The sequence below is a fragment of the Akkermansia muciniphila genome, from assembly GCF_002884975.1.
Classification (GTDB): Bacteria; Verrucomicrobiota; Verrucomicrobiia; order Verrucomicrobiales; family Akkermansiaceae; genus Akkermansia; species Akkermansia muciniphila_C.
Genome location: NZ_PJKB01000003.1, coordinates 369143 through 395394 on the forward strand (window position 1 = coordinate 369143; position 26252 = coordinate 395394).

Genomic DNA, 26252 nt, shown 5'->3' on the forward strand with positions numbered 1-26252 from the left:
CTCCGTCTTCAGGAACGCTTGCCATCCTCCTTTTCAAACTGCTTTTGCAGCCTGAGAATTTTATTCCTGGTCATCCGGTAAACAGGCCTGTAAAGGTGCTTTTTCAGAATAGCCGGGAGGGTTCTTCCGGGCAGCGCGCCATGCAGCAGCCCGGCTTCACGCATGGCGCGTTCGTAACGTTCCCCTTCATAGCGCCAATTATACCGCCAGGGCTTATGCACCCCCTGGTAATGCAGAATGCCCGGCTCCAGCGCCGCTTCCACCGCCTGGCGCGGCGTCACTCCGCGCCAGAATTGTTCCCTGGGGTCGTTCTTCAGGATGCGGCGCGTCAGGCCGTCATGCCAGTTCCAGCGCGGATGCAGCGGCACGGTCAGCTCACATAAGGCGCCGTTCAGAGCGTCCTGGTCCGGACAGGTCAGCCTGTCCCGGTGGCTGACGGCATAATCCAGTACGGCCCTGACCAGGTTCTTTTCCCGGAAAACATCCACATTCATCAGCAGCACGCCGGAATTGAAATATCCCGTGCAGGTCAGCGGCATCTCCAGGCGCTCGTTGAAATGGGAGCCGGGTTTGGAAAAATTCTCAAACACCACTCCCACCGCGTTGCCGGACATCTCCGTCCTGAACAGCTCCGTCAAATCCCGGCAAACCAGAACGTCAATGTCCAGATACAGAATGTTGCCCCGCTCCTCCTTCAATAACTCCGGGATGAACACGCGGCCCCAGGCGGGCACGGGCCACTGTTCCGTATGGGGAAAGTCGTGTTCTTCCAGAATGCCGGAAACGTCTATGAACTCCAACCGGCACTCAAACGGGGCCGCCAGACGCTCAACGCTGTTCCGGTTCTCCCCGTCAATGCCGTCGGAAAGGATGTAAATCTTGTAAAAGGTTTCCGGTCCGGCGGTGTTCAGCAGGGAAAAAACGGTAACGCTTAGAGGCAGGATGCCCCGGTTGTCACTGGCCAGGACGACGGCAAATTCATTCTTCTTCATCAGTCGATCGTTCGGTGGTGTCAGCGGCGCAGCAGCCGGGCGCCCGCTTTGCGCATTCTCTTCCAGTAATAGGAAAAGTCCAAGCCGGATTTTCCGGCCAGCCAGGTTTTCAGCAGTTTGCCTTCCCGGCGGGACAGGCGGGAATCATCCTCTCCGGAACGGTACAGGTTTTCTTCACGGAGCATTCGGCACACCTTCCGGGTGACCTCTTTCTGGACGGCATGGGGAGCGTACTTGCGGATATTCCGCACGCCCATCACCAGCATTTTCAGGAAAGCCGTCCTGTATTCCTCCAGGATTCCGGCCTGTTTCCACTCCTCCAGCACCAGTTGCGCCACCGTCAGGTAATCCAGAGACTGAAGGGAACTGCCGGACGCAAATCCGCTGGTGATGGACCCGGCGCGCTTGCGGTAAACGTATGCCGCCCTGCTGACCACACACACCCTCCTGCACCGCGGAAAGGCGGCATAGTGGAAATACAGGTCCTCGCAGGCAACGCCCTCGGGGAACCGGATGCCATGCTCCTCCACAACGGAACGCCGTATCATCATGCCTCCCGCTCCATGGTGTATTTTCCCGATGGTTTCCGGCGTACAGGGAATCCATCCCTTTTCCGGGGGCGCGATGTCCTCCGGCAGGAACCGGTCCTCCCTGCCGGGGTCGGACTCATAATAATACCGGAACCCGCACACCAGCTTGTCCGCGTCCAGCGCCTTGGCACGGCTGTACATCTCCTCCAGCAAATCCGTTTCCAGCCAATCGTCTGAATCCACCAGCACCAGGTATTCTCCCTGCGCATGGTTCATCGCCAGGTTCCGGGTGCGGGAAAGGCCGCCGTTTTCCGGAGCCTGCACCACTTTCACCCGCGGGTCCCGCTCCGCAAACTCCCGCAGGATGGACAGGGAGCCGTCCGTGGAAGCGTCGTCCACGCAAACCACTTCCAGCTCCCGGAGCGTCTGTGCGCAAATGCTTTCCAGGCACTGGGCCAGATACGGTTCCACATTGTAAACCGGAACCAGCACGGAAATTTTCACGGGAACCGTCATGACGCCTGCGGAGTATCTTCCGTTTTTGCAGATTCAAGCTCTTCCCGCGGGGGCAGGAAGGGCTCCAGCGTGGACCATGCCTGGTCCACCGTAATTTCCTCAATGGCGCCGGGAGAAATCAGGTTGGAAATGCACCGGGCCGTAATGGCGGACTTGCGCGTCCGGTGGCAGAAAATGGCGGTTACCGGAACCCCGGCATAGGCGCACATGTGCGTAGGCCCCGTATCATTGCCCACACAGGCCAGGGAACGGAGCGCCATCTGGGGAATATCCATCAGGGTGGACTTGCCCAGAAAACTGACGGCCAGGGGGGAGCTGGCCGCAATGGCCTCCACCTCCGCGGCCTCCGCACGGGTGCCGATCACGACGGAGGAAACGCCCCTTTCCGCCAAGCGCCGGGCCAGGGCGCAGAAATTCTCCACGGGCCAGCGCTTGTAGGGATGGCTGGGGGAACAACCCGGAATCATCATCACGTAGCGTTCCGGAAGCTCGTCAAAGTGCAGCCCTTCCCCGTGCATGAAGGAGAGATCCGTCAGGACGCGTTCCAGGTGAAACGGCTCCTTCTCCACACGGCCAAACCGGAAGCCGCCTTTTTTCAGCAGCCTGCGCCGTTCTCCGGAATTGCAGGCCACCCAGTCCATGTCATGGTCCAGCAGGAAGCGCACGGCGGGATAATAACGCTTCCTGGTACGGGAAGATTCCTGAAGGTCGTACACCACGTCAAAATTCCCTTTCACGATGGAACGGATGGCCCCCCACGTGGCGCCCAGCTTCCGGTAGGGCAGGCGGTTGTCCACAATGAAATCATCAAACACCCCGAGCTGTTCCGCCATGGGAACAAACATCCCCATGGTCATCAGGGTGATATGCGCCTCCGGATGGAGCTCCCGGAGCCGCTTCATCGTCCCCATGGCAAGCACCACGTCACCAAGGGCGCCGTGCTTGATCATCAGAATGCGCTGTGCGGGCATGGGCGGAAAAAGGAATGCGGGTTAAACGTAGCTGTCCTCCCTGTCCAGATACTTCTGGACGTACTGGCGCACGCCGTCCTCCAGGGAAGTCATGGGGGCTGCATAGCCGGCGGCGCGCAGCCTGGAAAGGTCCGCCTGAGTATAATACTGATACTTGCCCTTGAGTTCTTCAGGCATATCCCGGTAGGCGATCTTTTCCTGGAGCCCCAGCGCATTGAACGCCGCCTTCGCCAGATCATGGAAGGAACGGGCCTCTCCGGACCCCACGTTGAACAGCCCGCTCACCTCCGGATGGTCCAGCAGCCACAGCACCACGTTCACGCAATCCCCCACCCACACGAAGTCCCGGAGCTGCCAGCCGTCCCGGTAGTCGGGATGGTAGGACTTGAACAGCTTCACCGTTTCATTTGCCTTCACCTGCGGGAAGATGTGGGCCACCACACTCTTCTGCCCTCCCTTGTGGTATTCATTGGGGCCGTATACGTTGAAAAACTTGAGGCCCGCGTATTGGAGCGGAACAGCCCTTTCCTCCTTTACCTCCCGGGCCACCTTGCGGTCAAACAGGGCCTTGCTCCAGCCGTACGCGTTCAGGGGGCGCAAGGCGTTGACGTGCTCCAGGGAGGCGTCATCGTCAAACCCCATGGAACCGTCCCCGTATGTGGCCGCTGAGGAGGCGTAAATAAACTGCTTGCCGTACAGGGCGCAGAACTCCCACAGGTACCAGCTCAGCGTGAAATTCGTCCGGATGATCAGATCGGCGTCCGTCTCCGTGGTGGCGGAAATGGCCCCCATGTGAATGACGGCCTCAATCTCCTCCGCATGCGCCTCCATATAATCAAGCATGTCTTCCGGAGGAACCACGGCGCACAGCTCCCTCTTGGCGATGTTTTTCCACTTGTCGGAAGAGCCCAGCTCATCCACCACCACAAGATCCTTTTTACCGGCTTTTTCCAGAGCGGCGACAATGTTTGAGCCGATGAAGCCGGCCCCACCCGTGACAATAATCATAAGAGAAGAATAAATGAAGAAGTTGTACGGCCTTTTGTACCACATCCACCCGGCCCTAGGCAACTGCCATTTGAAGTGTTCCCGGGCCCCAAATTCTCAACGAATTTACAATCCGGATACTCCAAATCCTGGCCGGCCCATGCGGAAAACCGTTGGAACGCAATCCCCGCGCACCCTGCGGAGTCCCCGGCCTCCATCCCCCTCTTTTCATGCTGGCAACGTTAAAAACCTTCGCTAATATTTATCTTGCAAAAATTATCATTGACCACGGATTGTAAATCCGTTACATACATTATAAACCTATGCGTCCCGACGTTTCCATCATCGTTCCCTGCTACAATGTAGCCGCTTATGTGGACGACTGTCTGGACAGCCTGGTTCGGCAGACCCTCCGGAACATTGAAATCATCTGCATCAATGACGGCTCCATGGACGACACCTGGGCGCACCTGCTCCGCTGGAAGGAAAAGGACGGCAGAATCATCCTTCTGAACCAGCAGAACGCGGGCGTTTCCGCCGCAAGGAACGCGGGGCTGGATGCGGCGCGGGGTCTTTACGTCGGCTTTGCGGACCCGGACGACTACGTGGACCCGGAAATGTACTCCCGCCTTTTTTCCGCGGCCCTGGAACATGATGCGGACATCGTGGAGTGCGGCAACCATGTCTTCGAGGACTCATCGGACCGGCTCATTGAGGCCAGAAGGAGGTCACCCTCCTGGCATTTTGAAAAGGACGCCTCCCCGGCCAGCTTCTTCCGGGACTCCATCTGGGGGAAGATGGACATCTGCGTATGGAGCAAGCTGTTCCGGAAAAACATGCTGGACGCCCACCGCCTCCGTTTCAATGTGAACCTGAAATCCGGCGCGGAGGATGAAACCTTCCGGCTGATGGCCGTCCCCCACGCCTCCCGCCTCCTGTTCATTCCGGACTGCCTGTACTACTACCGCCTCATGCGGAGCGGTTCCCTTTCCCGCCGCTGCAACGATCCCACCTACTTCAAATGCGTGCAGGAATTCCAGCGTCTGCTGTACATTGTGGACTACTGGAAGGAACACGGGTGGCAGAATGAAGGCCTGTTCGCCTACGGCGTCCGGAAAATCAGGCCTTTCTTCGTTTCCAAGCACCCCCTTTTCCACCAGATGACCGCCGTTCAGCAACAGTCCCTGCTGGACTGGTGGCACCTGTTCTACCGGAACGCGGACGGTGCGCGGTTCCTCTCCGTCCTGCCGGGCCGGGACAGGCAACTGGTGGACCTCCTGAACTCGGCGCAACCGCCATCCAACGGCTGGAGCCGCATCCTGCTGGCGGCCTGTTCCCTGCTTCCCGGGCAGAAGGGACGCTATTACTCCTGCAAAAGAATGCTCGCGGAACACTTTTCCCAAACGCATTCCAACGGTTCCCAAGGGAAAAACGCCTCTCCGGAAGAGCCGTTTGACACATCGCCGCCTTCCCTGTAAATTGCCTTATCCCTACCTTCCGGACAATGAACCGCTTTCTCTCATTCGCAGACTCCCGCATGTCGGCCGCCCTGGAACGGCTGGGCAGGCAGGCGGAAGCGCTGGAATTTTTCGATGAGATCACGCTATTCACGGAACATGACCTCTCCGCGGAATTCACCAGCCGCATGGGCAAATACCTGACGCCGTCCTGCCGGGGGTTCGGGTACTGGTCCTGGAAACCCTGGTCCATCCACCATGTCCTCCAGGACATGCAGGAAGGCGACCGCCTCCTATACCTGGACGCAGGCTGCCATATCAACATTAACGGAGCGGAGCGTTTCCGGGAATACGTGGACATGCTGGACCGGGACAGCCGCGGCATGCTGGTTTTCACCAACGGGCAGCCGGAATACAAATGGACCAAGGGGGACATCCTGCGCCACTTCGGCGTTTCCGGGGAAGACGCCCATGTCACGCACACCCAGCAAATTGCGGGAGGGCACGTCTTTCTGAAAAAGAACCCGGTCACGGAAAACCTGATCCGGGACTGGCTTTATGTCTTTTACGACCATCTGCACCTGGCGGACAACTCCCCCTCCTCCTCTCCCAACCTGCCGGGCTTTGTAGAAAACCGGTATGACCAGAGCATCTTCTCCATCCTGTGCAAGCTGCAGGGCATCACCGCCCTGGACGGTACGGAAACCTATGCGGAGGACTGGGAGCAGCTTTCTTCCTTTCCATTCCAGGACAGGCGCGACATGGGAATCCCGCGAACCGCAAAAAAAGGCTGGCTCCAAAAATGCAGGCAGCTTCTCTTTCCTTCCAAAAAAGGCGGATTTGAAATCCGGAGATAACGAATTCCCGCGGAGCTTCCCCGTTTAATAAAACTCCATCAACATGTTGTGACGGGAATAAGGTCAAAGCCGCCCAGCCCGGCAGCCGTATCTTTCCGGAACGTTTTCATTCCATCCCTATTCCCGTTCAGCCGTTTGTATTGACTTCGGATTTCAAATCCCCATACTTTCCTATGTGGCTTCTCCTCAACGCAGGACAGTATTTCAAGTCTCCCACAGCGTATCGGCCAGTTCCGCTCCCTACCGGCTGAATGATGCTCTGAACCGGAACATTTCCGGCATGGAATCCGTTCTTTTGCTCAGGAGGCGCAAAGGAATAAACGGCCTTGAAATCAAAAGATCCGCCGCCAGAAGAGCCACAGACGCCCTGCGCCGCCATCTGGCGCACGGTTTTAATGTTCTGCTGCCGGAAAGAAGGAGGGACCTGCCCTTCTCCCTGAATGTGCTGGGCATGGGATTCGACACCGCCCAGATGGAGGAAGCGGACCTGGTGCACCTGCACTGGATAGGCGGCAGAACGGTGGATTTTACGCGGCTGCGCCACATCCGCCGCCCGCTGGTTTACACGCTGCATGATATGTTCGCCTGCACGGCGGGGTGCCACTGCACCATGGACTGCGACCGGTTCCGGGACGAATGCCGGGGCCCCTGCCCCCAGCTTGGCGCGCCCCGCCTCTTCCGCGGCCTTCCGGCGTGGCTGTTCTCCCGCAAGCGCCGCGCCTTCGCCCATATACCGTCCCTGACGCTGGTGACGCCCTCCCTCTGGCTGAAAAAGGAAGTGGAGAAAGGCTGCATGTTCCCCGGAAGAAGGATTGTCCAGATTTACAACCCTGTGGATACGGACCTCTTCCGCCCGGCTGAAGACCGGGAGGCCATCCGTGCGGCCCTGGGCATCCCGTCCGGAGCCTTCGTCATTGCCTGCGGCGCTACCGGCCTGTTCAATCCGGTCAAGGGAGGCCATTTCATCCCCCTGGTGCTGGAGGAACTGTACCGGCGCGGGCACAGGAACCTCCATCTGCTGCTCTTCGGCAACCAGGAAAAAAACGTGGAATTCCCCTTCCCCGGCACAAATGCCGGATTCATTACGGACATGAAGGAACTGGCCGGTCTCTACAGCGCGGCGGATATGTTCCTGAATCCCACGCTTCAGGATGTTCTTTCCAACGTGGCTCTGGAATCCATGGCCTGCAAAACCCCTTCCGTCACCTTCCGGACGGGCGGAGTTCCGGAAGTGGTCCTGGACGGCAGAACGGGGCTGGTGGCTCCCCAGGGGGACCTGCATCAAATGGCAGGCCACTGTGAACGCCTCATCCGTGACCGGGACCTCCGGCTGGCCCTGGCGGAAGAAGGACGGAAACACGCGGAACAAACCTTCTCCTATCCCGTCATCGCCGCGCAGCACGCCGCCCTGTATGAAGAAACGCTCCGGGAATACCGCCGCGAAGGGTGAAAAAGACTGACGTTTAACCGCCGGGCAACCTTCCCCCAACACGTCCGGACAGCCTCTTCCTTTGTCATTGACAAGAAAGGACCGCCCCATACACTCTGAACCACTCCGACCCGCCTCCTCCCATGAAAACGCTTAAAATCTCCTTTTTACAGTCCACTCCGGATTTCGGCAGGGAAGGCATTCACCAGCTCCTGAAAGACCGGTATCACGTGGTGGAAGACGATTCCGACTTCGATTACCTGATCGCCACCCCCTGGTTTTACGTCAACCGGGAGGCATTCTACGATTTTCTGGAACGGGCCCCCGGCCATATCACCGTCATGTACGCCTGCCATGAAGCCATTGCCTCGGACTTCATGCTGTTTGACTACTACATCGGGCTGGATACCGTGCCTGGAAGCGACCGCACCGTCAAACTCCCCTTCCTGCGCCACCATTTGCAGGAAGTGCACGGCGGCAAGGAAGGCCTGGACGTCCGCGCCCTCCTGGCCTCCAAAACGGGTTTCTGCAACTTCATTTACTCCAACCGCAAATCCCATCCCAACCGGGACGCCATTTTTCACAAGCTCTCCGCCTTCCGGTTCGTCAACTCCCTGGGGCCCCACCTCAACAACACGCCGGGCGACGGCCACCGGGCGGAAGACTGGTACTCTTCCTCCATCCGGATGAAAAAGCCGTACAAATTCTCCATTGCCTTTGAAAACGCATGGTACCCCGGCTACACCAGTGAGAAAATCGTCACCAGCATGCTTGCGGGCACCATCCCCATTTACTGGGGCAATCCGGACATCGGGAAGGAATTCAATTCCGGCGCATTCATCAACTGCCATGACTTCCCCACCCTGGACGATGCCGCGGCCTATGTAAAAAAAGTGGATGAAGATGACAGCCTGTGGTGTGAAATCATGTCCCGCCCCTGGAAAACCCCGGAACAGGAAGCCCTCTTCCTGGAAGAAACGGAACGTGAAACCGCCAAACTCTACCGGATATTTGACCAGTCTCCGGAAGAAGCGCGCCGCAAGGGGGACGGAACCTGGATTTCCTACTACCAGCGCTTTTTAAAACGCGGCCACAGGCTGCGCCTGGCGTGGCGGCGGCTGAAAAAACGCCTGCGCAAGTAACAGAAGCTTCCAACCCCGCGCCGTTTTCTCTCTTTCCGCATTCCCGCCTTTTTTCCTACTCCCGTATGTGCCTCCTTTCCGCCGCATGAGCAAATGCCTATCTGAAAACTTTTGTTCACCTCCTCTCCACCAGACCGGAAATACCGCCCATGGCGCCTACCTTCCGCACATTGACGGTCTGCGCACCTTTGCCGTACTGGCCGTTGTCCTGTACCATCTGCTGGAATGGGCCTGCCCCGGGGGATACACGGGCGTAGACATCTTCTTCGTCATCTCCGGCTACCTGATCGGCGGCGGCCTGGTCCGCAGCCTGAAAGAGGACTCCTTCTCCCTTTCCTCCTTTTACTGCCGCAGAATCAGGCGCATCATGCCCGCCTACTTCTGCCTGATTGCGGTGGTGCTGGCCTTCGGCTGCGTGGTGCTGGACTGCGACGACCTGCGCACCCTGGGCAGAACGGTGAGATCCAGCGCGCTTTTCATCACCAACACTTATTTCAGCAGGACCGCAGGGGATTATTTCAGCCCCGCCGCGGAAGAAAACCCCCTCCTGAACCTGTGGTCCCTGAGCGTGGAAGAACAATTTTACCTGGCCATCCCGCTCACCCTGTGGCTGCTCTGGAAATTCAGGAAAAACGCCGTCGCGCCCGTCCTCTGCGGAGCCCTGGCGCTTTCCCTGTTTGCCGCCGTCCATCACATGGAGCATCTGGAACACAACAAAGCCTTCTACCTGCTCTACTCCCGCGCCTGGGAACTCCTGGCGGGCTGCCTGCTGGCCCTGGCTCCCGCGGCGGCGGAGCAGGGACGTGGAAGAAGCTGGCTGCGCCTGGCGGGGTGGGCAGGCATCCTGCTTCCCTTTGCCTGTTATACCGCTTCCACGCCCTTTCCCGGGTATGCGGCCATTCCTTCCGTCGCGGGTGCGGCCCTCCTGATCCGCTACGGAAGCCATGGCTGGTCCGGGCGCATCCTCAAACATCCCCTCAGCACGGGCATCGGCAAAATCTCTTACTCCCTGTATCTGTGGCACTGGCCCGTCATCGTGTACTGGACCTATATCTGCTTCAATGACTGCAGCCCGTGGGACTATGCCGGCATGATTGCGGCCTCCTTCCTTCTGGCCTTCCTCTCCTGGAAATTCGTGGAAACCCCCTTCCGTGCCGGAGCCGCGTGGTGGAAACCCGGAAAAGCCTTCCTTCTCACGGCATCCGGCTGCCTCATGCTGGGCTTTGCGGGAGAATGGCTCAAATGGACGGACGGCGCACGGGACTACTGGCATGTTGCCGCCAACAACATATCATTCCCGGAATACTGGAAAGGCCCGGCCTTCCCGCCCTCCTTCGGCATCACCCCCCCTGACCGGGCAGTCGTGGAAAAAGGGAATGCCATTCAGCCCAATCATCCTGAACTCGGGGATGTGACGGACTATCCCTTCGTCCTGCTGGGTAAAAACGGGGAGCCGCCTTCCTTCCTGCTCATGGGGGACAGCCACGCCATGGCCAGTTCCCCCGGCTTTGATGACGCCGCACGGCTTCTGCACCGCTCAGGCCTGTTCTACCGGGCGCGGCTGTGCCCGTTAAGCGGCATCTCGGATTCCGGGGACACTGATTCCCTCACGCTCCTGCGCATGATGTACCCCCACTGGGAGCACAATATGGACCTGATTCTGGATTGGCTGGAAAGCACTCCCCGGATTCACACCGTATTCATCCACAACCGGTGGATTGAACTGGTCAACAGCCACCGGGACGCGCGCCTGAAACAACTGGTGGCGGACGGCCTGCGCCACACCTGCGCGCGTCTTCACAAAGCCGGCAAGCAAATCGTGCTGCTGGGGCCCGTGCCGGAATGGACCTTCGGTCCGCGCAAGCTCATGCGGCGCAATGCCCTGCTGAACGCCAACCGGGCGGACCGCCTGCTGGGCGGGGACTTCACCACGCGGCAGCGCCCCGTATTCGCCCTTCTGAAACACATGGAATCTACAGGCTTGTGCCGCTTTATTCCCCTCCACAGCGCCTTCCATAAAGACGGGCAATGGCTGGAGGAGGACATGGGCAACCTGATGTACTGTGATGACAACCATCTTTCCCCCTACGGCTCCAGAAAAATGGTCTCCCGCATCATTGACCAGCTTTTCCCGGATCCAGGTCTGGAAAGCACGGCGTCCAACTGACGGAGCTTTCCTGCCGGAAGCCCCAATCCTTTGACATTGACAAGGCAGGAAGGCCCCATACACTGACGCCATGCAAGCAGCGCTGCGGCGGCGCTTCCGGAAAGATTCCCGGAATCCGGCGGCAGGCCCGTGCACCTTTTCAACGCCTATACTTTCATGACGGATTCCCCCCGCCCCACACGCATCAAGGTCATCAGAAAATCCACCAAGGCCTCCCCGGACAAAACGGAAACCCTGCTGTGGGGTAACTGCCTGTTCTGCACGGACGCCGCCATGACGGATTACGACTGGGTGCTGGTGTATGATGAATTTCCAAGGCATTCCGTAGGCACCATCAAGGATGAAACGGAGCCCCTGCTCTGCCCTCCGGACCAAACCATCCTGATCACGGTGGAACCTCCGTCCATCAAGATCTACAGCCGGGCGTACACCAGCCAGTTCGGCACCGTTCTTACCACCCACTCCTCCCGGGACCTGCCGCACCCCAACCACACCTTGGGCCGCGGCTGCCTGGAATGGCTGTACATCAAGCCCATGCAGGAGATCCTGGACCAGACGGAATTCCCGAAGACAAAAATGCTTTCCACCATCTGCTCCGCCAAGCAGCACACGCATACCATGCATAAAATGCGTTATGACCTCACACGCTACCTGGCGGACCATCTGCCGGAGCTGGACTGGTTCGGGCACGGCATTCAGGAAATAGAAAACAAAACCGTCGCCATGGATGACTACAAATACCATCTGTGCGTGGAAAACCACCTGGAGCCCCATCACTGGACGGAAAAGCTGTCTGACGCCTTTGTCGCCATGACCCTTCCCTTCTACGCAGGGGATCCGCTGGCAACGGAATGCTTTCCGCCGGAAAGCTTCATCCCCATCCCGCTGGACAACCCGCAGAAAGCCTTTGAAATCATCCGCAAGGCCATGGACGGCGGAGAATATGAAAAACGCCTCCCCGCCATCCGGGAGGCGCGCCGCCTGGTGCTGGAAAAATACAACATGTTCGCCCAGACGGCGGCGGTCATCCGCAACCACCGGGGAACCGGAACCGTCCGCCCCGGCGCCACGCTGAAGGGGCGCCATGTCCTGCGGAAAAACCCGCTCAACGCCATCCGGGAGCTGGCGGACACCGTGGCCTATAAAATCAGGTCGCGCGGCAAGCGCGGCACCGGAGCGTAACCCGGATTCCGGCCCCGGGCACGCCTTCCGGCATACCCTACCAGTAAATGGAGCTGCTGGACGGCATCCTGCCGATGGCCTTGCGGCAGGCGGAACGGGCCGCTTCCGAACGGTGGAAAGATTCGGAAGGAACGCTTTCCCCCTGGTATTCAGCCAGCTTCCGGCCCGCCAAATTATGCACGGTCACGGTAACCTTCGTCTTGTAGCCGGGCCGCGTATTGGGACCGGGCAGCGTGGTAAAATAATTCCCGTTGCGAATCAGCACATGCTCCTGCGACGTCTTGCTGACGGTCGCCACGGCCCCGTAGCCATTCTCTCCGGGATACATGACCCGGAACCCCTTGGACGACAGGGAGGCCGCAGCCGTATCCGCCATCTCCCAGTCGGAGCACTGGACCCTGATCTTGCGGTACTTGACCCGTCGTTCGGCGGCGGCCCGCTGATTCTGTTCCAGCTCCCGGTTAAACTGGGCCCACTCTTCCGCCGTGCAGGCAGCCAGGCTGGCAAACACGGCCGCCGCGGCCCATCTGGTCCAAATTGCGTATTTCATTATATAAACAGGTACAAGTTCCCCCTCCAGCCTGAACCCGGTTCAAGCCGTTCGGAAAGCAGATGACCCGCCAAGGAAAAAACCTTAGTCGGACTTGCGGGAGGCGTGCTTCCTGGCCCGTTCCTCCTCCTTCTGCTTCTTCAGGTCTTCCTTCATTTTGGCCTTCTCCTCGGAATCCAGCTTGCCATCCTTGTTGGTATCATATTTTTCAAGGAGGGCGGCCTTCTTTTCCGCGGAAGTCATTCTCTTGGGAGCGTCTTCCTCCGCCATGGACGGCATGGCGAACGCAGCGGCCAGAACAATAAGCAAATACTTCATGATAAAATGGGGGTTCTTAAACAATCCTCTTCTACTCCCGCACGTTCCTCTTGTCTCTCTTTTTTTGGTAATGCATGTAAATTACCCTGCCATGCGCCCTTTCCGCTGCGTGAACGGCTCTCCGGCCTAAGACTTTGCGAAGGGAAAAAACAGCGGGATCACCACCACCATGACCAGGCCCATGATCACCTGGAGCGGCACGCCCACCTTCACGTAATCCATGAACGTGTACTTTCCGGCGGGCATGACCAGCGCGTTAGGCGGCGTGGAGAAGGGGGAGGCAAAGCACATGCTGGTGCCCACGGAAACCGCCAGCAGCAGCGGATAAGGGCTAATGCCCATGCTTACCGCGGATTGCAGGGCGATGGGAGCCAGCAGCACCGCCGTGGCCGTATTGCTGATGAACATGGTCAGCAGGGAGGCCGTGAAATAAACGCCCGCCATCAGGGCCAGCGGGCCGAAGCCTCCCAGCCCGGCCACCAGCCCGTGGGAGATGACCTCCGAGGTGCCCGTCTTCTCCAGCGCCACGGACATGGGAAGCATGGCGGCAATCAGCACAATGCTTTCCCAGTTGATGGTCCGGTACGCTTCCTCCACGTTGCGCAGGCAGCCGCACAGCACCATGAGGACGGCGGCAATCAGCACCGCCGCCACCGTTGGCACCCAGTTAAATACCATGGCGGCGATCATCAGCAGCATGATGCCAGCGGCCAGCGGGGCCTTGTGCGTCAGGGTCACCTTGGACGCCTCCGCCAGAGGCTGCCCCACCACCACCCATTCAAAGGTCTTTTCACTCAGGCGCGCAATATCCGCCCAGGTCCCTTGAACCAGCAGCGTATCCCCGTACTGGAGCTTGACGTCCTTCAAATTGTGGAAAATGTAATGGTTGTCCCGCTGGATAGCCAGAATATTGACCCCGTACTTGGCGCGCAGTCCGGAAGACTTCACGGGCATGTTGATGAGGTCCGAGTTGCGCATGAGCAGCATTTCCGCAATGCCTATCTCGTCAAACTTCAATTTGCTTTTCAGCATGGAGTCCGTATCTTCCGACGTCTTCCGGTTGATCATCTCCGCCCCGCATTCCCGCGCAAACCGGTCCACGTCCTCAAACTCCCCCATCACGTAAATGACATCCCCCCTGGCCACCCGCGTGTCTGAGCCCGCCATGCTCTGGCTGACCGTCTGCAGGAAGGAATGCCGGCTGGAATGCCTGCGGCGCACTTCCACAATGTTCACGTGGTAGCGGTCCGGAATATGGAGGTCATGCAGGGGGTTCTCCGTCAGGGCGGAATCCTCCACCACCCGGAGGCGGTAAAGATTGTTGATAATCTGGTACTCGTCAATCAACTGGCTGAGGGACTTGCCCTTGGCCTCCTGTTCCGTCTTGTCGTCATGATGGCCCAGGAACTTCCTGCTGAGAGGGATCAGTACCAGAACGCCCGTCACGATGCAGATGAGGCCGATGGGGGTGAACGAAAAAAAGCCCAGTCCTTCCATTCCCGCTTCCTGGAGCTGGTTGTTGATAACCAGGTTGGGGGGCGTGCCGATCAGCGTCAGCATGCCGCCCATGCTGCTGGCAAACGCCATGGGCATGAGCAGGCGGCTGGTCTGGATACCGCCGTCCGCGGCCAGGCTCACCAGAATGGGCAGCATCAGCGCCACCGTTCCCGTATTGCTGACAAACGCGCCGATACCCGCCGTGACAAGCATGGTCAGCACCAGCAGGCGCAGCTCGCTCTTGCCGGCCAGCTTCATGATCCTGCCGCCCAGCATCTTCGCCAGCCCCGTCCGGAAAATGGCTCCCCCCACCACAAAAAGCCCTACCATCATGACCACGATGGAATTGGAAAACCCGGAAAGCGCCTGGTCCGGGCTTAAAATCCCGAATACGATCAGGCACAGCAGGGAACAGAGCGCGACAATATCCGAACGGATTTTCCCCTGAACGAACAAAACGGCGGATACTCCCAGAATGAGCAGCGTGGTCAACATGTCAATAAACGGCAAAGGTGAAAATAGGGAAAGGAAGTTTCTAACATGTCCCGCACGCCTTGTCGATAGGCTGAACAAGTCATCCGCGCGGCATCTTCCGCTCCGTGATCCGTCCGGGAAAAGGGCCATGCGCCGCGCATGCTGCGCTGTCCCCGGGCATCATGAATCCGCAACGGCGCGCGCAATAAAAAACGCGTTCCCGGAAAGAACGCGCTTTAAAAAAGAAAAGTGGTGGGTAGAGAAGGATTCGAACCTTCGAAAGCGAATGCTAACAGATTTACAGTCTGCCCCCTTTGACCGCTCGGGAATCTACCCACTTGAAGTGATGTGCGGCGAATGTATAAGGATTCCCGCGCCTTAGCAAGTTTTTTTTATAAAAAGTGGGTACGCCCAACGGCAGGAAATCCCTATGCCGCAATCATGCCTCCAGACAGGCAATGAAAGGGCGCCGAAGCCCGGAACGCCGTCCTACGGCTCTCCCACATACACCGGAGCGCGGCTGTCCGGGGAATCCGAATCCAGCTGCTCCAGCTGGGGCAGGATATTCTCCATGCTTTCCCAGACGGCGGGAACGATTTTGATCCCGGTTCCGGACCGGACGGCAATCATCAGGGCGTCCGACGGGCGGGCGTCCAGCTCCACCAGCTTGTCCATGACTTCATTGGCGGCCTCCACGGCCACGCGCGCATAAAAAATTTCATCCTTGCGCCCGTTAATGAGCACCAGCCTCACCCGGCATTCCATGGCGGACAGGAAGTGTCCCAGCAGGGAGGACGTATCCGGCCGCACCGGGCGTTCCCCGTTAAGGATGCGCTCCAGCGCCATGCCGTCCGCCAGCTCCATGAAGATAACGCCCACCTTGCCGGACAGCGGATCACGCAGGCATACCCCCGCCCCGGCCCGGGTATAGAGCAGGGCGTACGGTTCCAGGGTGATCAGCTTTTCATCCGGCATGGCGGGCGGAAATCAAATGTTAAAAACCGGGATTGATGACGCGTTCCGTGTAGCGGGTAGCCACCTTCACGTATTTTTCAGCCCATTTGCGGTTATTGGCCGCGGATTCCGGCCCCAGGTCCTTCACCACCTTGGCAGGGGAACCCAGCACCAGGGAATTGGGGGGAATGACGGTGCCCTTGGTGATTAACGCACCCGCGCCCACCACGGACCCCTCACCGATGACCGCACCGTCCAGAATGATGGAACCCATGCCGATCAGGCAATTATCCTGCACGGTGCACGCATGCAGGATCACTCCGTGGCCCACGGTCACGTAATTACCCACATAGCAGCCGAAGTCGTCCGCCAGGTGGATGCAGCTGTTATCCTGGATATTGGAGTAATCCCCAATAACGATCTTGTTGATGTCCGCGCGCAGCGTGGTGTGGTACCAGATGCTGGCGTGTTCTCCAATGGTGACATCTCCGATCAGGTCGGCGCTGTCCGCCACAAAAGCGGTATCCGCCACTTTGGGCCAGAAGTTCGCGTAAGGTTCTCTTGACATACAGGTCATTTATTAGTTGAAGATAAGACAGCATTCCAGCCTAAAAACGTTCATTCCACGGGTATGCCGCAGCCGGAAACGGACACGGCCGCACCTTCTCGGAAATGCAGGGGACGGGGAAGCGTTGCCGGGCTAATTCTCTTCCCGGATGCCCTTCTTGCTGTTCTTTTCCCTCTTCTCCGCATCCTTGCGCAGGGAGGCGGCCTTCTTTTCATTGCCGCCTTTCTCATAATACCCGGCAATCTTCTTCTGGATGGCGACCTCCTTCTTCACCTTGAAATAGTCGTCCGACTTGGTCCGGATATAACGGTTGTAGGAAGATTCCGCCTCCTTGGCCAACTGAAGCACCGCCTCCTGGTCCTGGGAGAAGTACCGGTAATATTGCCCCATCAGCGTCTCAAACACTTCCGCGCGGCGCGCGTAATCCTTCATGGACTTCCGGTACAGGGAGGCCACCCCGGCCTTGTCCCCGTTCTCCATCAGAATATCCGCCTGCCGCTTGATGGCGGCGGAAGTCAGATCGCTGCGGCCCTCGTCCGTCTCCTTTTCCAGCTTTTTCAGGTCACGGGCCACATTGCGCTTGTTGGTGGAGGCGTCCCGCATGGGGAAAATGTATTCATCCTCCACGCGGGCGGCCATGGCCAGGTAATCCGGACGGGAGCGGAACTTGCGCTTGATCATGGTCACCAGCGCATCCCATTCCTCCAGCTTCGTGCCGCTTTCCGGGCGGCTCATCAGCGCAATCAGGCGTTCCCAGCCCAGGGGGCTTCCGGGGGTGGCCTGCGTGGCGGCTTCCAGCATCACCCGGACGCAATCCGGCTTCTGCATCTCTTCAAACAGGTCCGCCAGGGAAAGATAATCCAGGGAGCTATCCAGCCGGGCTCCATTCACCTTCTTGTCCATGCCCTGCAGAAGGGTGGATTCATGCTTTGATTTGCGGTTGTGCGGATGGGAGAAATGCCCCGTATTGTACCCATACCCGCCATAAGACTGCCAGGTTTCATCCGTCGTCAGCAGATTGATCCAGGCGTGCGGGCCGCGGTTGCCGTCTCCGGTAACGTAGGCGGAGGGAATGCCGTTGCACTTGGCGGTATTCACGGCAAAATAGGCCTGGTCCATGCAGATGCCGCCTTCATCCAGAATCTCCTGGAAGGTATAATTCGTATACGGGTCCTTGCCCAGGGCGGCGCGGTCCATCCGGTAGCGGATCATGGAATAGGCTCCGCCCCAGCCCTTCCGGGTAAGCCGCACCTTTTTGCGCGCCCAGTCCATTTCCGACCTCGGCAGGCGCACGTCCACCACAAAGAGCAGCTCGGAAGGGCTTAATTTGGTAATATCTGTCAGAAGTTCATGGGCTTCATCCATCTCCACAAAGTACTCGAACACCTGTTCCAGCGTCAGGGGAGTAGTGGAAACATTGGTGGAGGAAGAAGCCCGCAGCCTGGACGGGCTGGAGGCTATGCGGGGATCCAGCATGGCGCAGGCCAGCGCCAGCGAGGAATACTTGCTCCGGGGCATGGCGGAGGTCTTCATCCAGAACTCCGCCCACTTCCGCAGAATGCCTCCCCACTGCTCCTTTGGAGTCTGTTCCCGCGCCATCGTGCGCAGGAACAGCCTCAGGGGATCGGAGGGATCTGAAAAAAGCCACGGATAAAAATACCTGGGGGAACTCTCCTTGAGCTGCTCCTGAATGGTTTCCGCCCCCACTTTGCTGATGAGCTGGTACAGTTCATTGGCGCGCATGAGATACGGGCTTTGGTCATACATGGACACGTCGAATTTGCCGAATTTAATGACCTTCACGGCGTCACGTTCCAGATTGGACCGCAGAAAATCAGCGTACAGGTCGTAGCGTCCCGTTTCCAGGGCCAGATTGAAGGCATCCGTAAACAGCTTTCTATTGGCGGCGTTATTGGCTTTCAGGCTGACCAGCAAAACGGGCTTCTTGAAAATCTCCAGCCGGGGGTCTTCCTCCTGGACCACGGGCTCTTCCTTCGGTTCCGCAGGAACAGGCTTCACCTCCTCCGGTTTCTTCTGCTGCCGTTTTCTGGCGGCCTCTTCCGCAGCCAGGCGTTCCGCTTCCAGCCGGGCTTTCTCAGCCGCCTCCGCACGCGCCCGTTCTTCCGCCGCCCTGCGCGCCGCCTCCAGCTCCGCGGCCTTCCTTGCGCGGGCCGCTTTCGCCTCCGCCTCCTTTCTTGCCGCCAGTTCTGCGGCCTCCGCCTCCCGTTGAACTGAAATGCGGTGGTAAACCACACCGCCGCCGGCAAGCGCCAGCACCAGAATGATGGTCATAATAATTCCCCCGGAAGAGGATTTCTTACGCTTGGGAGAACCGGGACGCAAAGGATTGGCAGGATTCATCGGATACGGGTTGAGAGGGTTGGAGCAGTCTGGACAAGGAGGAAAAAGGTTTTCCACCCCCTTCCGCCTGACATAAAAGCGCATTACCTTTCCAAGGTCAACCTGAAACAATGGTCTTTTTCATAGAATCCATCCTTCAGAACCTGTTAAGAACCAGTCCTGGTGCTTTTTCCTTGTGTTTTCATAGTCATTTTATAGGATTAAGTTCTCACGTTCTCCCAAAAACATGAGAAAAATAAAAGTATCCCGCTGATTATTCCATAACCGTTATACGTTTTCCTCCGCCTATGAATATTTCTCATGTTTTCTGCCCCCTGCTTGCCGCCATCTCGGGAAGCATTCTTTCCGGAACAGCCCTCAGCGATGACATCGTGCTGCCCCCGCCGGACAAAAAGGGAGGCAAACCCCTCATGCAGGTTCTGAATGAACGGCATTCCACCCGGTCCTTTACAGACAAGCCCATTCCGGTGGAAGTCCTGTCTTCCCTGCTCTGGGCGGCACAAGGCGTCAACCGGAATGATCCGGATTACCGCACGGCGCCGTCCTCCCGGAATTCCAATGAAATAGAAATCTACGTAGTTCTTCCGGAAGGAGCCTACCTTTACAAGCCGGAAACGCACCAATTGCAGAAAGTCATTCAGGGTGACATGAGGGCCGCAACGGGAACACAGGAATTCGTGGGCACTGCTCCCCTGAACCTGGTTTATGTGGTGGACCAGTCCAAACAGCCCGGAGACTTTGACGCGAAGAGAAAGCTGGTCACCGCCTGCACAGGCGTGGGATTCATTGGTGAAAACGTCTACCTCTTCTGCACCTCAGCGGGACTGGGCACCGTTTTCCGCGCCATGCTGGATGCAGACTACCTCCAGCGCCGTCTCCAGCTCCCCATTTTCAAAAAAGTCCTGTACGCCCAGAGCGTCGGCTATCCTTCCAATTCCTGAAAGGAGCCATGAACCGGAATTCCATCGTGCTCGCAGCCCTGGCGGCCTCGTTTTCCCTTGCCTGTGCAGAAACCATGACGGAAACCCCCGCTCCCATTGAGGTAAAAGACGCTAAAAACTGCTACCGCCTCAGCCCGGAGCTGTACCGGTCCGGGCAGCCCGGCGGCGACGGGTTCAAGGCCCTTGAAAAGCTGGGGCTCAAATCCGTCCTCAACTTGCGGGAATACCATAGCGACGCCGACGAGGCGGAACATACCGGACTGCGCCTGTACCGCATGAAACTGGCGGCCGGAAAAGTGACCCGGGAAGAACTCATGGATTGCCTGCTGCTCATCAGCAATGCTCCCAAGCCCATCCTGGTGCATTGCTGGCACGGGTCCGACCGCACCGGGATTGTCTGCGCCGCCTACCGCATTGTCATGCAGGGCTGGACGCCGGAAAAGGCGCTTGAAGAACTGATGGACGAACGCTTCGGGCACCATCGGTCCTACTACTCCAATCTCGCGGAACTGGTCAGAACCACGGACTGGAAGGCGTTCAAAGAAGAATTCCGGAAAAAACGGCAGGCTCAGGGCGTCTGACCCCTCAGACCACGGCTTTCCCCATGACGCGGTTTCATGGGGGAAAAAGCCTTTTCCGGGACCGCGGGCAGCAGGCCCGGCGGCTTTACCACTGGTTGTCCAGGTTTTTGGTATCTATCTTTCCAGGCTCCTTGTTGCGCTCCTTCATGCCGCGAATGGGCTTGGGCTCCTTCTCATGAAGGTCCAGAATATCGATTACGTTTTCTCCCTTTTTCAGGAAGGGAGCCGGAACATACAGCCTTAACTGGGGGCCTACGTTCCAGTACCGCCCCACGTTAATGCCGTTCACCCACACATATCCCTTGGCATAGCGGGACATGTCCAGGAATGTATCCTGCGGCTCTTCTATATTCACCACGGCCCGGAAATGCGCGCCTTCCCGCTTTGCGGAAGGGCCTTTCCCCTTGGGGGCCCGGGCAATGGAGGAGGCTTTCAGGGGAAGCGCCCTCACCGTCCAGTTCTTCAGCTCACGTTTTCCCAGCTTCACATCTCCGTGCAGCCCCTTGCGGTCGCTCTCCATGCTGATGTGGAAATTGATATGGCCCATGGCCTCCACCAGGATTTCCAGCGTTGCGGATTTTTTGCGTTCCGGCAGTTCCACGCTCTTTTGTCCCAGACGGCGGTCCAGCGTGCCGACCAGCTCCCCATCCAGGTACACCTGGGCATAGTCATTCACGTTGCTCAATTCCAGCTTCTCAGCCGGACCAGCGGGAACCGCAGTGCTGTAAATAGCCATCCCCTGGTTCTGGTTCCACTGCTCAAAATAGGGAGGCTGCGGGAATTTGGACCGGAAAGGTTTGGGCAGGTTCTCCCAGAGCCCGGCATGCACCGCGGGCGTGAACTCCGGAATCTCCATGGCCGGAATATCCGCGGGGGGTTCAGGCACGGCGGCATCCGCAGGCAGTTTTTCCAGAATAATTTCCCTCATCCGGGCATAATACTCATTCATCCGGCCCTGCTCATCCACGGGGGAACCGTAATCGTAGCTTGTAACGTCCGGCTGGTACTTCCCCGGTCCACCGTTGTTGGCCCCCGCCGTGAAACCGAAGTTGGTGCCTCCGTGAAACACGAACAGGCTGAAGGAACGCCCCTTGTCCATAAACCAGCGGACGTGGTTGACAATTTCCGGAGTGGGCGCCCAGTTCCCCTCCCCCCAGTGCCGCAGCCAGCCCGGATACGTTTCCGAGGAAAAGACGGGAACGCCCGGATTGCACTTGTTGGCCACGTTCCAGTGGCCGTCGTTCAGGCCCGGGTCCAGCCCCACGGCCACGCCGGGCAGCACAACGCCCTTCAGGTAATGTTCTCCCGCGCCGTCGGACGTATAAAAGGGGCCGAACCCTTTTTTAGTCCAGAACGCCTTCAGCCATTCCATGTACTTGCGGTCCTTCCGCTGGTAGCTGCCGTACTCGTTTTCAAGCTGGGTCATCAGGATGGGACCTCCGTTCTTCACTAAAAACGGCTCCGCCACACGCGCCACCGCCTCCAGGTAACGCGTTTGCGCCTTCATGAATTTGGCGTCTTCCGTGGTTCTCAACTTGGCTTTGGGATCCTTCAGCAGATAATGGGGCAGGCCTCCCATATCCCACTCCCCGCACACATAGGGGCCGGGACGGAACAAAACCCACATGCCCTCCTCCTGGCAAATCTTGAGAAACTCACCCAGATCACGGTTGCCCGTCTTGAAATCAAAGCTGCCGTCCGGCTGCTCATGGTCATTCCAGAACACGTAAAACGCAATGGTGTTCAGCCCCATGGCCCGCGCGGTCCGGATGCGGTGCCTCCAGTATTCCCTGGGAATGCGCTGGGGGTGCATCTCCGCGCCGCGGATCTGGAACGGCTTACCGTTCAGCATGAATTCCTGGTTTCCTTCCCCGCCGAACTTGAACACGGCGGGAGCTCCCCCGGAAGGAGCGGGTTTCTGCACATTCTGGACAGCCTCGGGACCGGCCCAGGCCAGCGCTCCCACTCCGGCGGCCATCAGGGCGGCAGCACACCTGAACCCATATTGCTTCATCATGATGAACTGTTAATCCATTTGAAGATGATTGCCAATCACAATTTTACATTCGCCTCCGCATCTGCGGGCCGGCGGCCCTGTTCATGACGAATTCCTCCCGTGGGGGAACCTGCAATCATGTCATACGCCCTCCTTCCTTTGCGCGGATGCCGGAAGCCATGTGTCTAAATTCAGCGATATGAAAACAATTGTTCTTCTGCGCCATGGAGAAAGCACGTGGAACCGTGAAAACAGATTTACCGGATGGACGGATGTGGACCTGACGGAACGGGGGGTGGAGGAAGCGTACCACGCGGGCGACTTGTTAAAAGACAAGGGACTGGCCTTTGACCAGGCCTATACCTCCTATCTCAAGCGTGCCGTAAAGACGCTCAACTGCGTGCTGGACCGCCTGGACCAGGACTGGCTTCCCGTTGCCAAAAGCTGGCGGCTGAATGAAAAGCATTACGGCATGCTGCAGGGGTTGAATAAAAGTGAAACGGCCAAAAAATACGGAGACGAGCAGGTGCTGGTCTGGCGGCGCAGCTATGACGTGGCGCCGCCGCCCCTGGCGGAGGACGATCCCGCCAATCCCAGATGGGACCCCCGCTACAAGGGCGTACCCTCCGGAGAGCTTCCGCGGACGGAATCCCTGAAGGAAGCCATTGACCGCATGATGCCCTACTGGGAGGGAACCATCCTCCCCTCCCTCCGGACGCTGGACAATATCCTGATCGTGGCCCACGGCAACACCCTGCGCGGCATGATCAAGTACCTGAAACACGTGCCCAACGAACAGCTTCTTTCCCTGAACCTTCCCACCGCCATCCCCTGCGTGTTTGAATTTGACGACTCCATGAACCTCCAGAAAGACTACTTCCTGGGGGACCCGGACGAAGTCCGCAAACGCATGGAAGCCGTCGCCAGCCAGGGGCAGGCAGCCAAAAAACCATAAACCACCCACTCCTTTTCCCTCCTCATGGCCGACCAACCTTGCCGCATTGCGTTTTTTGACGCCAAGCCTTACGACCGGGATTCCTTCAACTCGATCAACGAGCGCGATTTCCATTACGACATCCGCTACTTCAAGGGGCACCTCACCCCGGACAGCGTTCCGCTGACCCGCGGCATGGACGTGGCGTGCATTTTCGTCAATGATACGGCGGACAGGGAAGTAATCCGGAGCCTGAAGGAGAACGGCGTGCGGCTGCTGGCCCTGCGCTGCGCCGGATTCAACAACGTGGACCTGAAAGCGGCTGAAGAAGTGGATTTGCCCGTCGTCCGGGTTCCCTGGTACTCCCCTTACGCGGTGGCGGAACATGCCGTGGCGCTGATGCTGGCCCTGAACCGCAAGATACACCGCGCCTACTGGCGCACCAGGGACGGCAATTTCTCCCTGCACGGCCTGATGGGCTTTGACATGAACGGGAAAACAGCCGGAATTATCGGAACGGGAAAAATCGCCAGAATCCTCATTCGCATCCTCAAGGGCTTCGGCATGAATATCCTGGCTTATGATCCGTACCCCGACCAGCGCTTTGCGGAAGAAGCCGGCATCACGTACACCACGCTGGACGACCTTTACGCACGGTCCGACATCATCTCCCTGCACTGCCCCCTCACCCCGGAGACGGAATACCTGATTAATGCGGACTCCATCGGCAAAATGAAGGACGGCGTCATGATCATCAACACGGGGCGCGGCAAGCTGATCAACACGGAAATGCTGATTGACGGGCTGAAATCAAAAAAGGTGGGCTCCGCAGGCCTGGACGTGTACGAAGAGGAAGGGGAATATTTTTATGAAGACAAGTCGGACAGAATCATTGATGATGATACCCTGGCGCGGCTGCTCTCCTTCAACAACGTCATCCTGACTTCCCACCAGGGCTTTTTCACGAAGGAAGCCCTGCACAATATTGCGGAAGTCACCCTGCGCAACATCCGGGACTTTCTGGAAGGCAAACCGCTGGGAAACCGGGTCAGCCTCCATCAGGAAAAAGCATGAAGCCGTGCTGAAAAGCCCGGTTTCCTGATCTTCTACCGGATGGGAATGTCATAAAAAACAGTCTCATACCCCTGCTTCTCCATCATCTCCCGGCGTACCACGCGCATCACGTTCCCTTCATAATCCCAGTCCCCCAGCCGCCACACCACGTCGTAAATGGCGGGGCCTGGTACACGCATTCCACGGAAACCTCCGCCGTACCTTCACCCGTGACCGGGACCTGATGCTCATGCCTGGCAACCCGGTAAAGCAGCAGGGTCGGCGTGTGACCGTCCAGATGGTAGATTACGATGAAGTAATCTTCCTCCGGCTTGGAATTTCCAGAAAATTCCGTACCGGAACACGACGCCTCCCTTCTGCCCAAAAATCCCTTTTCATTTTTCTTTACCTCCCTTCCCCCCTTGTGGAATATAAGGAGCGGCCTGCCCCTCCGCCGGGCAGGCCGGCACTGCGGTTGCGCGCACTGCAAATACCTACATCTTTCTGTAAGCACGAACACTTTTTGCCGTACTTTATACCATGAGCGCTCCGGTTCCTCTCTCTCCCTCCGTTCTGGCTCCCAAACCGCACTATGCCGCCCTGGACGGCCTGCGCGGCGTGGCGGCCGTCATGGTGGTCCTGTTCCACATGTTTGAAGGGAACGTCAGGGACTTCCAGTTCCACACGGACCAGATCATCAACCATGGCTACCTGGCCGTGGACTTTTTCTTCATGCTGTCCGGGTTCGTCATCGGATACGCCTATGACGACCGCTGGGGAAAAATGAGCTTATGGAACTTCTGCAAGCGAAGGCTGGTGCGCCTGCAGCCCATGGTAGTCATGGGCATGCTGCTGGGGGGCATTCTCTTTTACTTCCAGGGCTCGGAGATTTTCCCCAACCTGGCGCAAACCCCGGTGTGGAAAATGCTGCTGGTCATGACCGTGGGATTCACCCTGCTGCCCGTCCCCGTCTCCCTGGACATCCGGGGATGGACGGAAATGCACCCGCTGAACGGCCCTGCCTGGTCCCTGTTCTTCGAATATATCGCCAACATCCTCTATGCCGTGCTCATCAGGAAATTCACCAGCAGGTGGCTGGCCGTCCTGGTATTCCTGGCGGGATGCGCCCTTATCCACCAATGCTACACGCAGGGCAACAACATCGGCGGCTGGACGCTGGATGTGGAACAATGCCGCGTGGGCCTCACACGGCTCATGTTCCCCTTCTTCGGCGGCCTGCTCCTGTTCCGGCTGTGCAAGCCGGGACGCATCAGGCACGGCTTCTGGTGGTGCAGCCTGCTCCTGGCGGCGGCCATGGCCATGCCGCATGTGGGCGGCGCGGAATATTTCCACTTGAACGGCCTGTATGATGCCTTCTGCATCATCATCATCTTTCCGGCAGTGGTCTTCATGGGAGCCAGCGACATCCCCGGAGACATCTCCTCCCGGGCCAGCCGGTTCCTGGGAAACATCTCCTATCCCCTTTACATCACCCACTACCCCATTGTCTACATCTACCTGGCATGGGTGCATGACGCGGAAGTCCCCTTCTCCCGGGCGCTCCCCGTGGCGGTGGGCGTCCTGTTCCTCTGCATTGCCGTGGCCTACGGGTGCCTGAAGCTCTATGACGAACCCGTGCGCGCATGGCTCTCCAGGCGCGTGCTCGGCCGCCGCGCTCCGGAGCCTCCCAAGGCGTAAGTGGCGCCCCCCGCAGGCTCCCGGAAAAACAAACGGGAGCACCCCGGACAAACATCTGCCTTGCCCCCGGCGCGGCCCAGCCGGATACTGGCGGCCG

General features: G+C 58.5%; 23 protein-coding genes and 1 tRNA gene. 11 read left to right on the forward strand and 13 right to left on the reverse strand.

Going from position 1 to position 26252, the window contains the following annotated elements:
• Window positions 1-8: 8 nt before the first annotated feature.
• From CXU21_RS11435 to rfaD, 4 genes are read right to left on the reverse strand one after another with little or no spacing between them, the layout of a single operon-like run.
• Window positions 9-992, reverse strand: a complete 984-nt coding sequence (locus CXU21_RS11435) for a glycosyltransferase family 8 protein (RefSeq protein ID WP_102726110.1) — start codon at window positions 990-992, stop codon at window positions 9-11.
• 20 nt (window positions 993-1012) lie between these two features.
• Window positions 1013-2038, reverse strand: a complete 1026-nt coding sequence (locus CXU21_RS11440) for a glycosyltransferase family 2 protein (RefSeq protein WP_102726111.1) — start codon at window positions 2036-2038, stop codon at window positions 1013-1015.
• Complete coding sequence (locus CXU21_RS11445) at window positions 2035-3009, reverse strand: glycosyltransferase family 9 protein (RefSeq protein WP_102712868.1); 975 nt, start codon at window positions 3007-3009, stop codon at window positions 2035-2037. The genes CXU21_RS11440 and CXU21_RS11445 overlap by 4 nt, the downstream gene beginning before the upstream one ends.
• A 21-nt stretch (window positions 3010-3030) precedes the next feature.
• Window positions 3031-4017, reverse strand: a complete 987-nt coding sequence (gene rfaD / locus CXU21_RS11450; RefSeq protein ID WP_102726192.1) for an ADP-glyceromanno-heptose 6-epimerase — start codon at window positions 4015-4017, stop codon at window positions 3031-3033.
• Window positions 4018-4319: 302 nt separating this feature from the next.
• On the opposite strand from rfaD, the gene CXU21_RS11455 reads away from it, so the two are divergent.
• The 6 genes from CXU21_RS11455 (at window position 4320) to CXU21_RS11480 (ending at window position 12230) form a co-directional block, all read left to right on the forward strand.
• Window positions 4320-5474 carry a glycosyltransferase family 2 protein gene (locus CXU21_RS11455; protein ID WP_102726112.1) on the forward strand — a complete coding sequence of 385 codons (1155 nt, stop codon included), beginning with the start codon at window positions 4320-4322 and terminating at the stop codon, window positions 5472-5474.
• 26 nt (window positions 5475-5500) lie between these two features.
• Complete coding sequence (locus CXU21_RS11460) at window positions 5501-6310, forward strand: hypothetical protein (RefSeq protein ID WP_180972793.1); 810 nt, start codon at window positions 5501-5503, stop codon at window positions 6308-6310.
• 280 nt (window positions 6311-6590) lie between these two features.
• On the forward strand, window positions 6591-7760 hold the full coding sequence (locus tag CXU21_RS11465; protein WP_102726114.1) for a glycosyltransferase: 1170 nt from the start codon (window positions 6591-6593) through the stop codon (window positions 7758-7760).
• Between the two features lie 122 nt (window positions 7761-7882).
• Window positions 7883-8881, forward strand: a complete 999-nt coding sequence (locus CXU21_RS11470) for a glycosyltransferase family 10 domain-containing protein (RefSeq protein WP_102726115.1) — start codon at window positions 7883-7885, stop codon at window positions 8879-8881.
• A gap of 85 nt (window positions 8882-8966) precedes the next feature.
• Entirely contained in the window at window positions 8967-11048 is a 2082-nt protein-coding gene (locus CXU21_RS11475) for an acyltransferase family protein (RefSeq protein ID WP_102726116.1), read from the forward strand.
• A 156-nt stretch (window positions 11049-11204) separates the two neighbouring features.
• A complete protein-coding gene (locus tag CXU21_RS11480) occupies window positions 11205-12230 on the forward strand; it encodes a glycosyltransferase family 10 domain-containing protein (protein ID WP_180972794.1) in 1026 nt (341 codons plus the stop codon).
• A 37-nt stretch (window positions 12231-12267) separates the two neighbouring features.
• Here the strand turns inward: CXU21_RS11480 and CXU21_RS11485 are convergent, their stop codons facing one another.
• From CXU21_RS11485 to CXU21_RS11515, 7 genes are all read right to left on the reverse strand, one after another.
• Complete coding sequence (locus tag CXU21_RS11485; protein WP_102726118.1) at window positions 12268-12780, reverse strand: hypothetical protein; 513 nt, start codon at window positions 12778-12780, stop codon at window positions 12268-12270.
• Window positions 12781-12864: 84 nt separating this feature from the next.
• Window positions 12865-13098, reverse strand: a complete 234-nt coding sequence (locus tag CXU21_RS11490; protein WP_146016627.1) for a hypothetical protein — start codon at window positions 13096-13098, stop codon at window positions 12865-12867.
• Between the two features lie 126 nt (window positions 13099-13224).
• Window positions 13225-15090, reverse strand: a complete 1866-nt coding sequence (locus CXU21_RS11495; RefSeq protein ID WP_102726193.1) for an SLC13 family permease — start codon at window positions 15088-15090, stop codon at window positions 13225-13227.
• Between the two features lie 229 nt (window positions 15091-15319).
• Window positions 15320-15405 (reverse strand) — tRNA-Tyr (locus CXU21_RS11500).
• Between the two features lie 153 nt (window positions 15406-15558).
• Window positions 15559-16044, reverse strand: coding sequence for a bifunctional nuclease family protein (locus tag CXU21_RS11505; RefSeq protein WP_102712886.1), 486 nt, complete (start codon window positions 16042-16044; stop codon window positions 15559-15561).
• 19 nt (window positions 16045-16063) lie between these two features.
• Window positions 16064-16591, reverse strand: coding sequence for a gamma carbonic anhydrase family protein (locus CXU21_RS11510; protein ID WP_257996512.1), 528 nt, complete (start codon window positions 16589-16591; stop codon window positions 16064-16066).
• Window positions 16592-16723: 132 nt separating this feature from the next.
• Window positions 16724-18883, reverse strand: a complete 2160-nt coding sequence (locus tag CXU21_RS11515; RefSeq protein WP_146017074.1) for a transglutaminase-like domain-containing protein — start codon at window positions 18881-18883, stop codon at window positions 16724-16726.
• A gap of 356 nt (window positions 18884-19239) precedes the next feature.
• Here CXU21_RS11515 and CXU21_RS11520 point away from each other — a divergent pair, with 356 nt between their 5' ends.
• Together CXU21_RS11520 and CXU21_RS11525 are read left to right on the forward strand one after the other, a co-directional pair.
• Window positions 19240-19893, forward strand: a complete 654-nt coding sequence (locus CXU21_RS11520) for a nitroreductase family protein (RefSeq protein WP_102712892.1) — start codon at window positions 19240-19242, stop codon at window positions 19891-19893.
• 8 nt (window positions 19894-19901) lie between these two features.
• Window positions 19902-20474, forward strand: a complete 573-nt coding sequence (locus CXU21_RS11525) for a tyrosine-protein phosphatase (protein ID WP_219723187.1) — start codon at window positions 19902-19904, stop codon at window positions 20472-20474.
• An 85-nt stretch (window positions 20475-20559) separates the two neighbouring features.
• On the opposite strand, the gene CXU21_RS11530 is transcribed toward CXU21_RS11525, so the two are convergent.
• Window positions 20560-22491 carry a beta-galactosidase gene (locus tag CXU21_RS11530; protein ID WP_219723188.1) on the reverse strand — a complete coding sequence of 644 codons (1932 nt, stop codon included), beginning with the start codon at window positions 22489-22491 and terminating at the stop codon, window positions 20560-20562.
• Between the two features lie 178 nt (window positions 22492-22669).
• Between CXU21_RS11530 and gpmA the strand changes: the two genes are divergently transcribed.
• Both gpmA and CXU21_RS11540 read left to right on the forward strand, forming a co-directional pair.
• Window positions 22670-23425 carry a 2,3-diphosphoglycerate-dependent phosphoglycerate mutase gene (gene gpmA, locus CXU21_RS11535; protein WP_102726121.1) on the forward strand — a complete coding sequence of 252 codons (756 nt, stop codon included), beginning with the start codon at window positions 22670-22672 and terminating at the stop codon, window positions 23423-23425.
• Between the two features lie 24 nt (window positions 23426-23449).
• The gene (locus CXU21_RS11540) at window positions 23450-24478 is read left to right on the forward strand and encodes a 2-hydroxyacid dehydrogenase (protein ID WP_102726122.1); all 1029 of its coding nucleotides are present in this window, start codon (window positions 23450-23452) and stop codon (window positions 24476-24478) included.
• A 32-nt stretch (window positions 24479-24510) separates the two neighbouring features.
• Here the strand turns inward: CXU21_RS11540 and CXU21_RS12450 are convergent, their stop codons facing one another.
• A complete protein-coding gene (locus tag CXU21_RS12450; protein ID WP_180972337.1) occupies window positions 24511-24657 on the reverse strand; it encodes a hypothetical protein in 147 nt (48 codons plus the stop codon).
• A 340-nt stretch (window positions 24658-24997) separates the two neighbouring features.
• On the opposite strand from CXU21_RS12450, the gene CXU21_RS11545 reads away from it, so the two are divergent.
• On the forward strand, window positions 24998-26155 hold the full coding sequence (locus tag CXU21_RS11545) for an acyltransferase family protein (protein ID WP_102726123.1): 1158 nt from the start codon (window positions 24998-25000) through the stop codon (window positions 26153-26155).
• The last annotated feature ends 97 nt before the right edge of the window (window positions 26156-26252 follow it).

Bases quoted from the DNA above. Each gene is read 5' to 3' on its own strand.
- CXU21_RS11545 (WP_102726123.1), top strand. From the start codon at position 24,998: ATGAGCGCTCCGGTTCCTCTCTCTCCCTCCGTTCTGGCTCCCAAACCG.
- CXU21_RS11490 (WP_146016627.1), bottom strand. From the start codon at position 13,098: ATGAAGTATTTGCTTATTGTTCTGGCCGCTGCGTTCGCCATGCCGTCC.
- rfaD (WP_102726192.1), bottom strand. From the start codon at position 4,017: ATGATTATTGTCACGGGTGGGGCCGGCTTCATCGGCTCAAACATTGTC.
- CXU21_RS11440 (WP_102726111.1), bottom strand. From the start codon at position 2,038: ATGACGGTTCCCGTGAAAATTTCCGTGCTGGTTCCGGTTTACAATGTG.
- CXU21_RS11465 (WP_102726114.1), top strand. From the start codon at position 6,591: ATGGAATCCGTTCTTTTGCTCAGGAGGCGCAAAGGAATAAACGGCCTT.
- CXU21_RS11515 (WP_146017074.1), bottom strand. From the start codon at position 18,883: ATGACCATCATTCTGGTGCTGGCGCTTGCCGGCGGCGGTGTGGTTTAC.
- CXU21_RS11480 (WP_180972794.1), top strand. From the start codon at position 11,205: ATGACGGATTCCCCCCGCCCCACACGCATCAAGGTCATCAGAAAATCC.
- CXU21_RS11455 (WP_102726112.1), top strand. From the start codon at position 4,320: ATGCGTCCCGACGTTTCCATCATCGTTCCCTGCTACAATGTAGCCGCT.
- CXU21_RS11470 (WP_102726115.1), top strand. From the start codon at position 7,883: ATGAAAACGCTTAAAATCTCCTTTTTACAGTCCACTCCGGATTTCGGC.
- CXU21_RS11505 (WP_102712886.1), bottom strand. From the start codon at position 16,044: ATGCCGGATGAAAAGCTGATCACCCTGGAACCGTACGCCCTGCTCTAT.
- CXU21_RS11540 (WP_102726122.1), top strand. From the start codon at position 23,450: ATGGCCGACCAACCTTGCCGCATTGCGTTTTTTGACGCCAAGCCTTAC.
- CXU21_RS11525 (WP_219723187.1), top strand. From the start codon at position 19,902: ATGAACCGGAATTCCATCGTGCTCGCAGCCCTGGCGGCCTCGTTTTCC.
- CXU21_RS11475 (WP_102726116.1), top strand. From the start codon at position 8,967: ATGAGCAAATGCCTATCTGAAAACTTTTGTTCACCTCCTCTCCACCAG.
- CXU21_RS11530 (WP_219723188.1), bottom strand. From the start codon at position 22,491: ATGATGAAGCAATATGGGTTCAGGTGTGCTGCCGCCCTGATGGCCGCC.
- CXU21_RS11445 (WP_102712868.1), bottom strand. From the start codon at position 3,009: ATGCCCGCACAGCGCATTCTGATGATCAAGCACGGCGCCCTTGGTGAC.
- CXU21_RS11510 (WP_257996512.1), bottom strand. From the start codon at position 16,591: ATGTCAAGAGAACCTTACGCGAACTTCTGGCCCAAAGTGGCGGATACC.
- CXU21_RS11435 (WP_102726110.1), bottom strand. From the start codon at position 992: ATGAAGAAGAATGAATTTGCCGTCGTCCTGGCCAGTGACAACCGGGGC.
- CXU21_RS11495 (WP_102726193.1), bottom strand. From the start codon at position 15,090: ATGTTGACCACGCTGCTCATTCTGGGAGTATCCGCCGTTTTGTTCGTT.
- CXU21_RS11520 (WP_102712892.1), top strand. From the start codon at position 19,240: ATGAATATTTCTCATGTTTTCTGCCCCCTGCTTGCCGCCATCTCGGGA.
- gpmA (WP_102726121.1), top strand. From the start codon at position 22,670: ATGAAAACAATTGTTCTTCTGCGCCATGGAGAAAGCACGTGGAACCGT.
- CXU21_RS12450 (WP_180972337.1), bottom strand. From the start codon at position 24,657: ATGCGTGTACCAGGCCCCGCCATTTACGACGTGGTGTGGCGGCTGGGG.
- CXU21_RS11485 (WP_102726118.1), bottom strand. From the start codon at position 12,780: ATGAAATACGCAATTTGGACCAGATGGGCCGCGGCGGCCGTGTTTGCC.
- CXU21_RS11460 (WP_180972793.1), top strand. From the start codon at position 5,501: ATGAACCGCTTTCTCTCATTCGCAGACTCCCGCATGTCGGCCGCCCTG.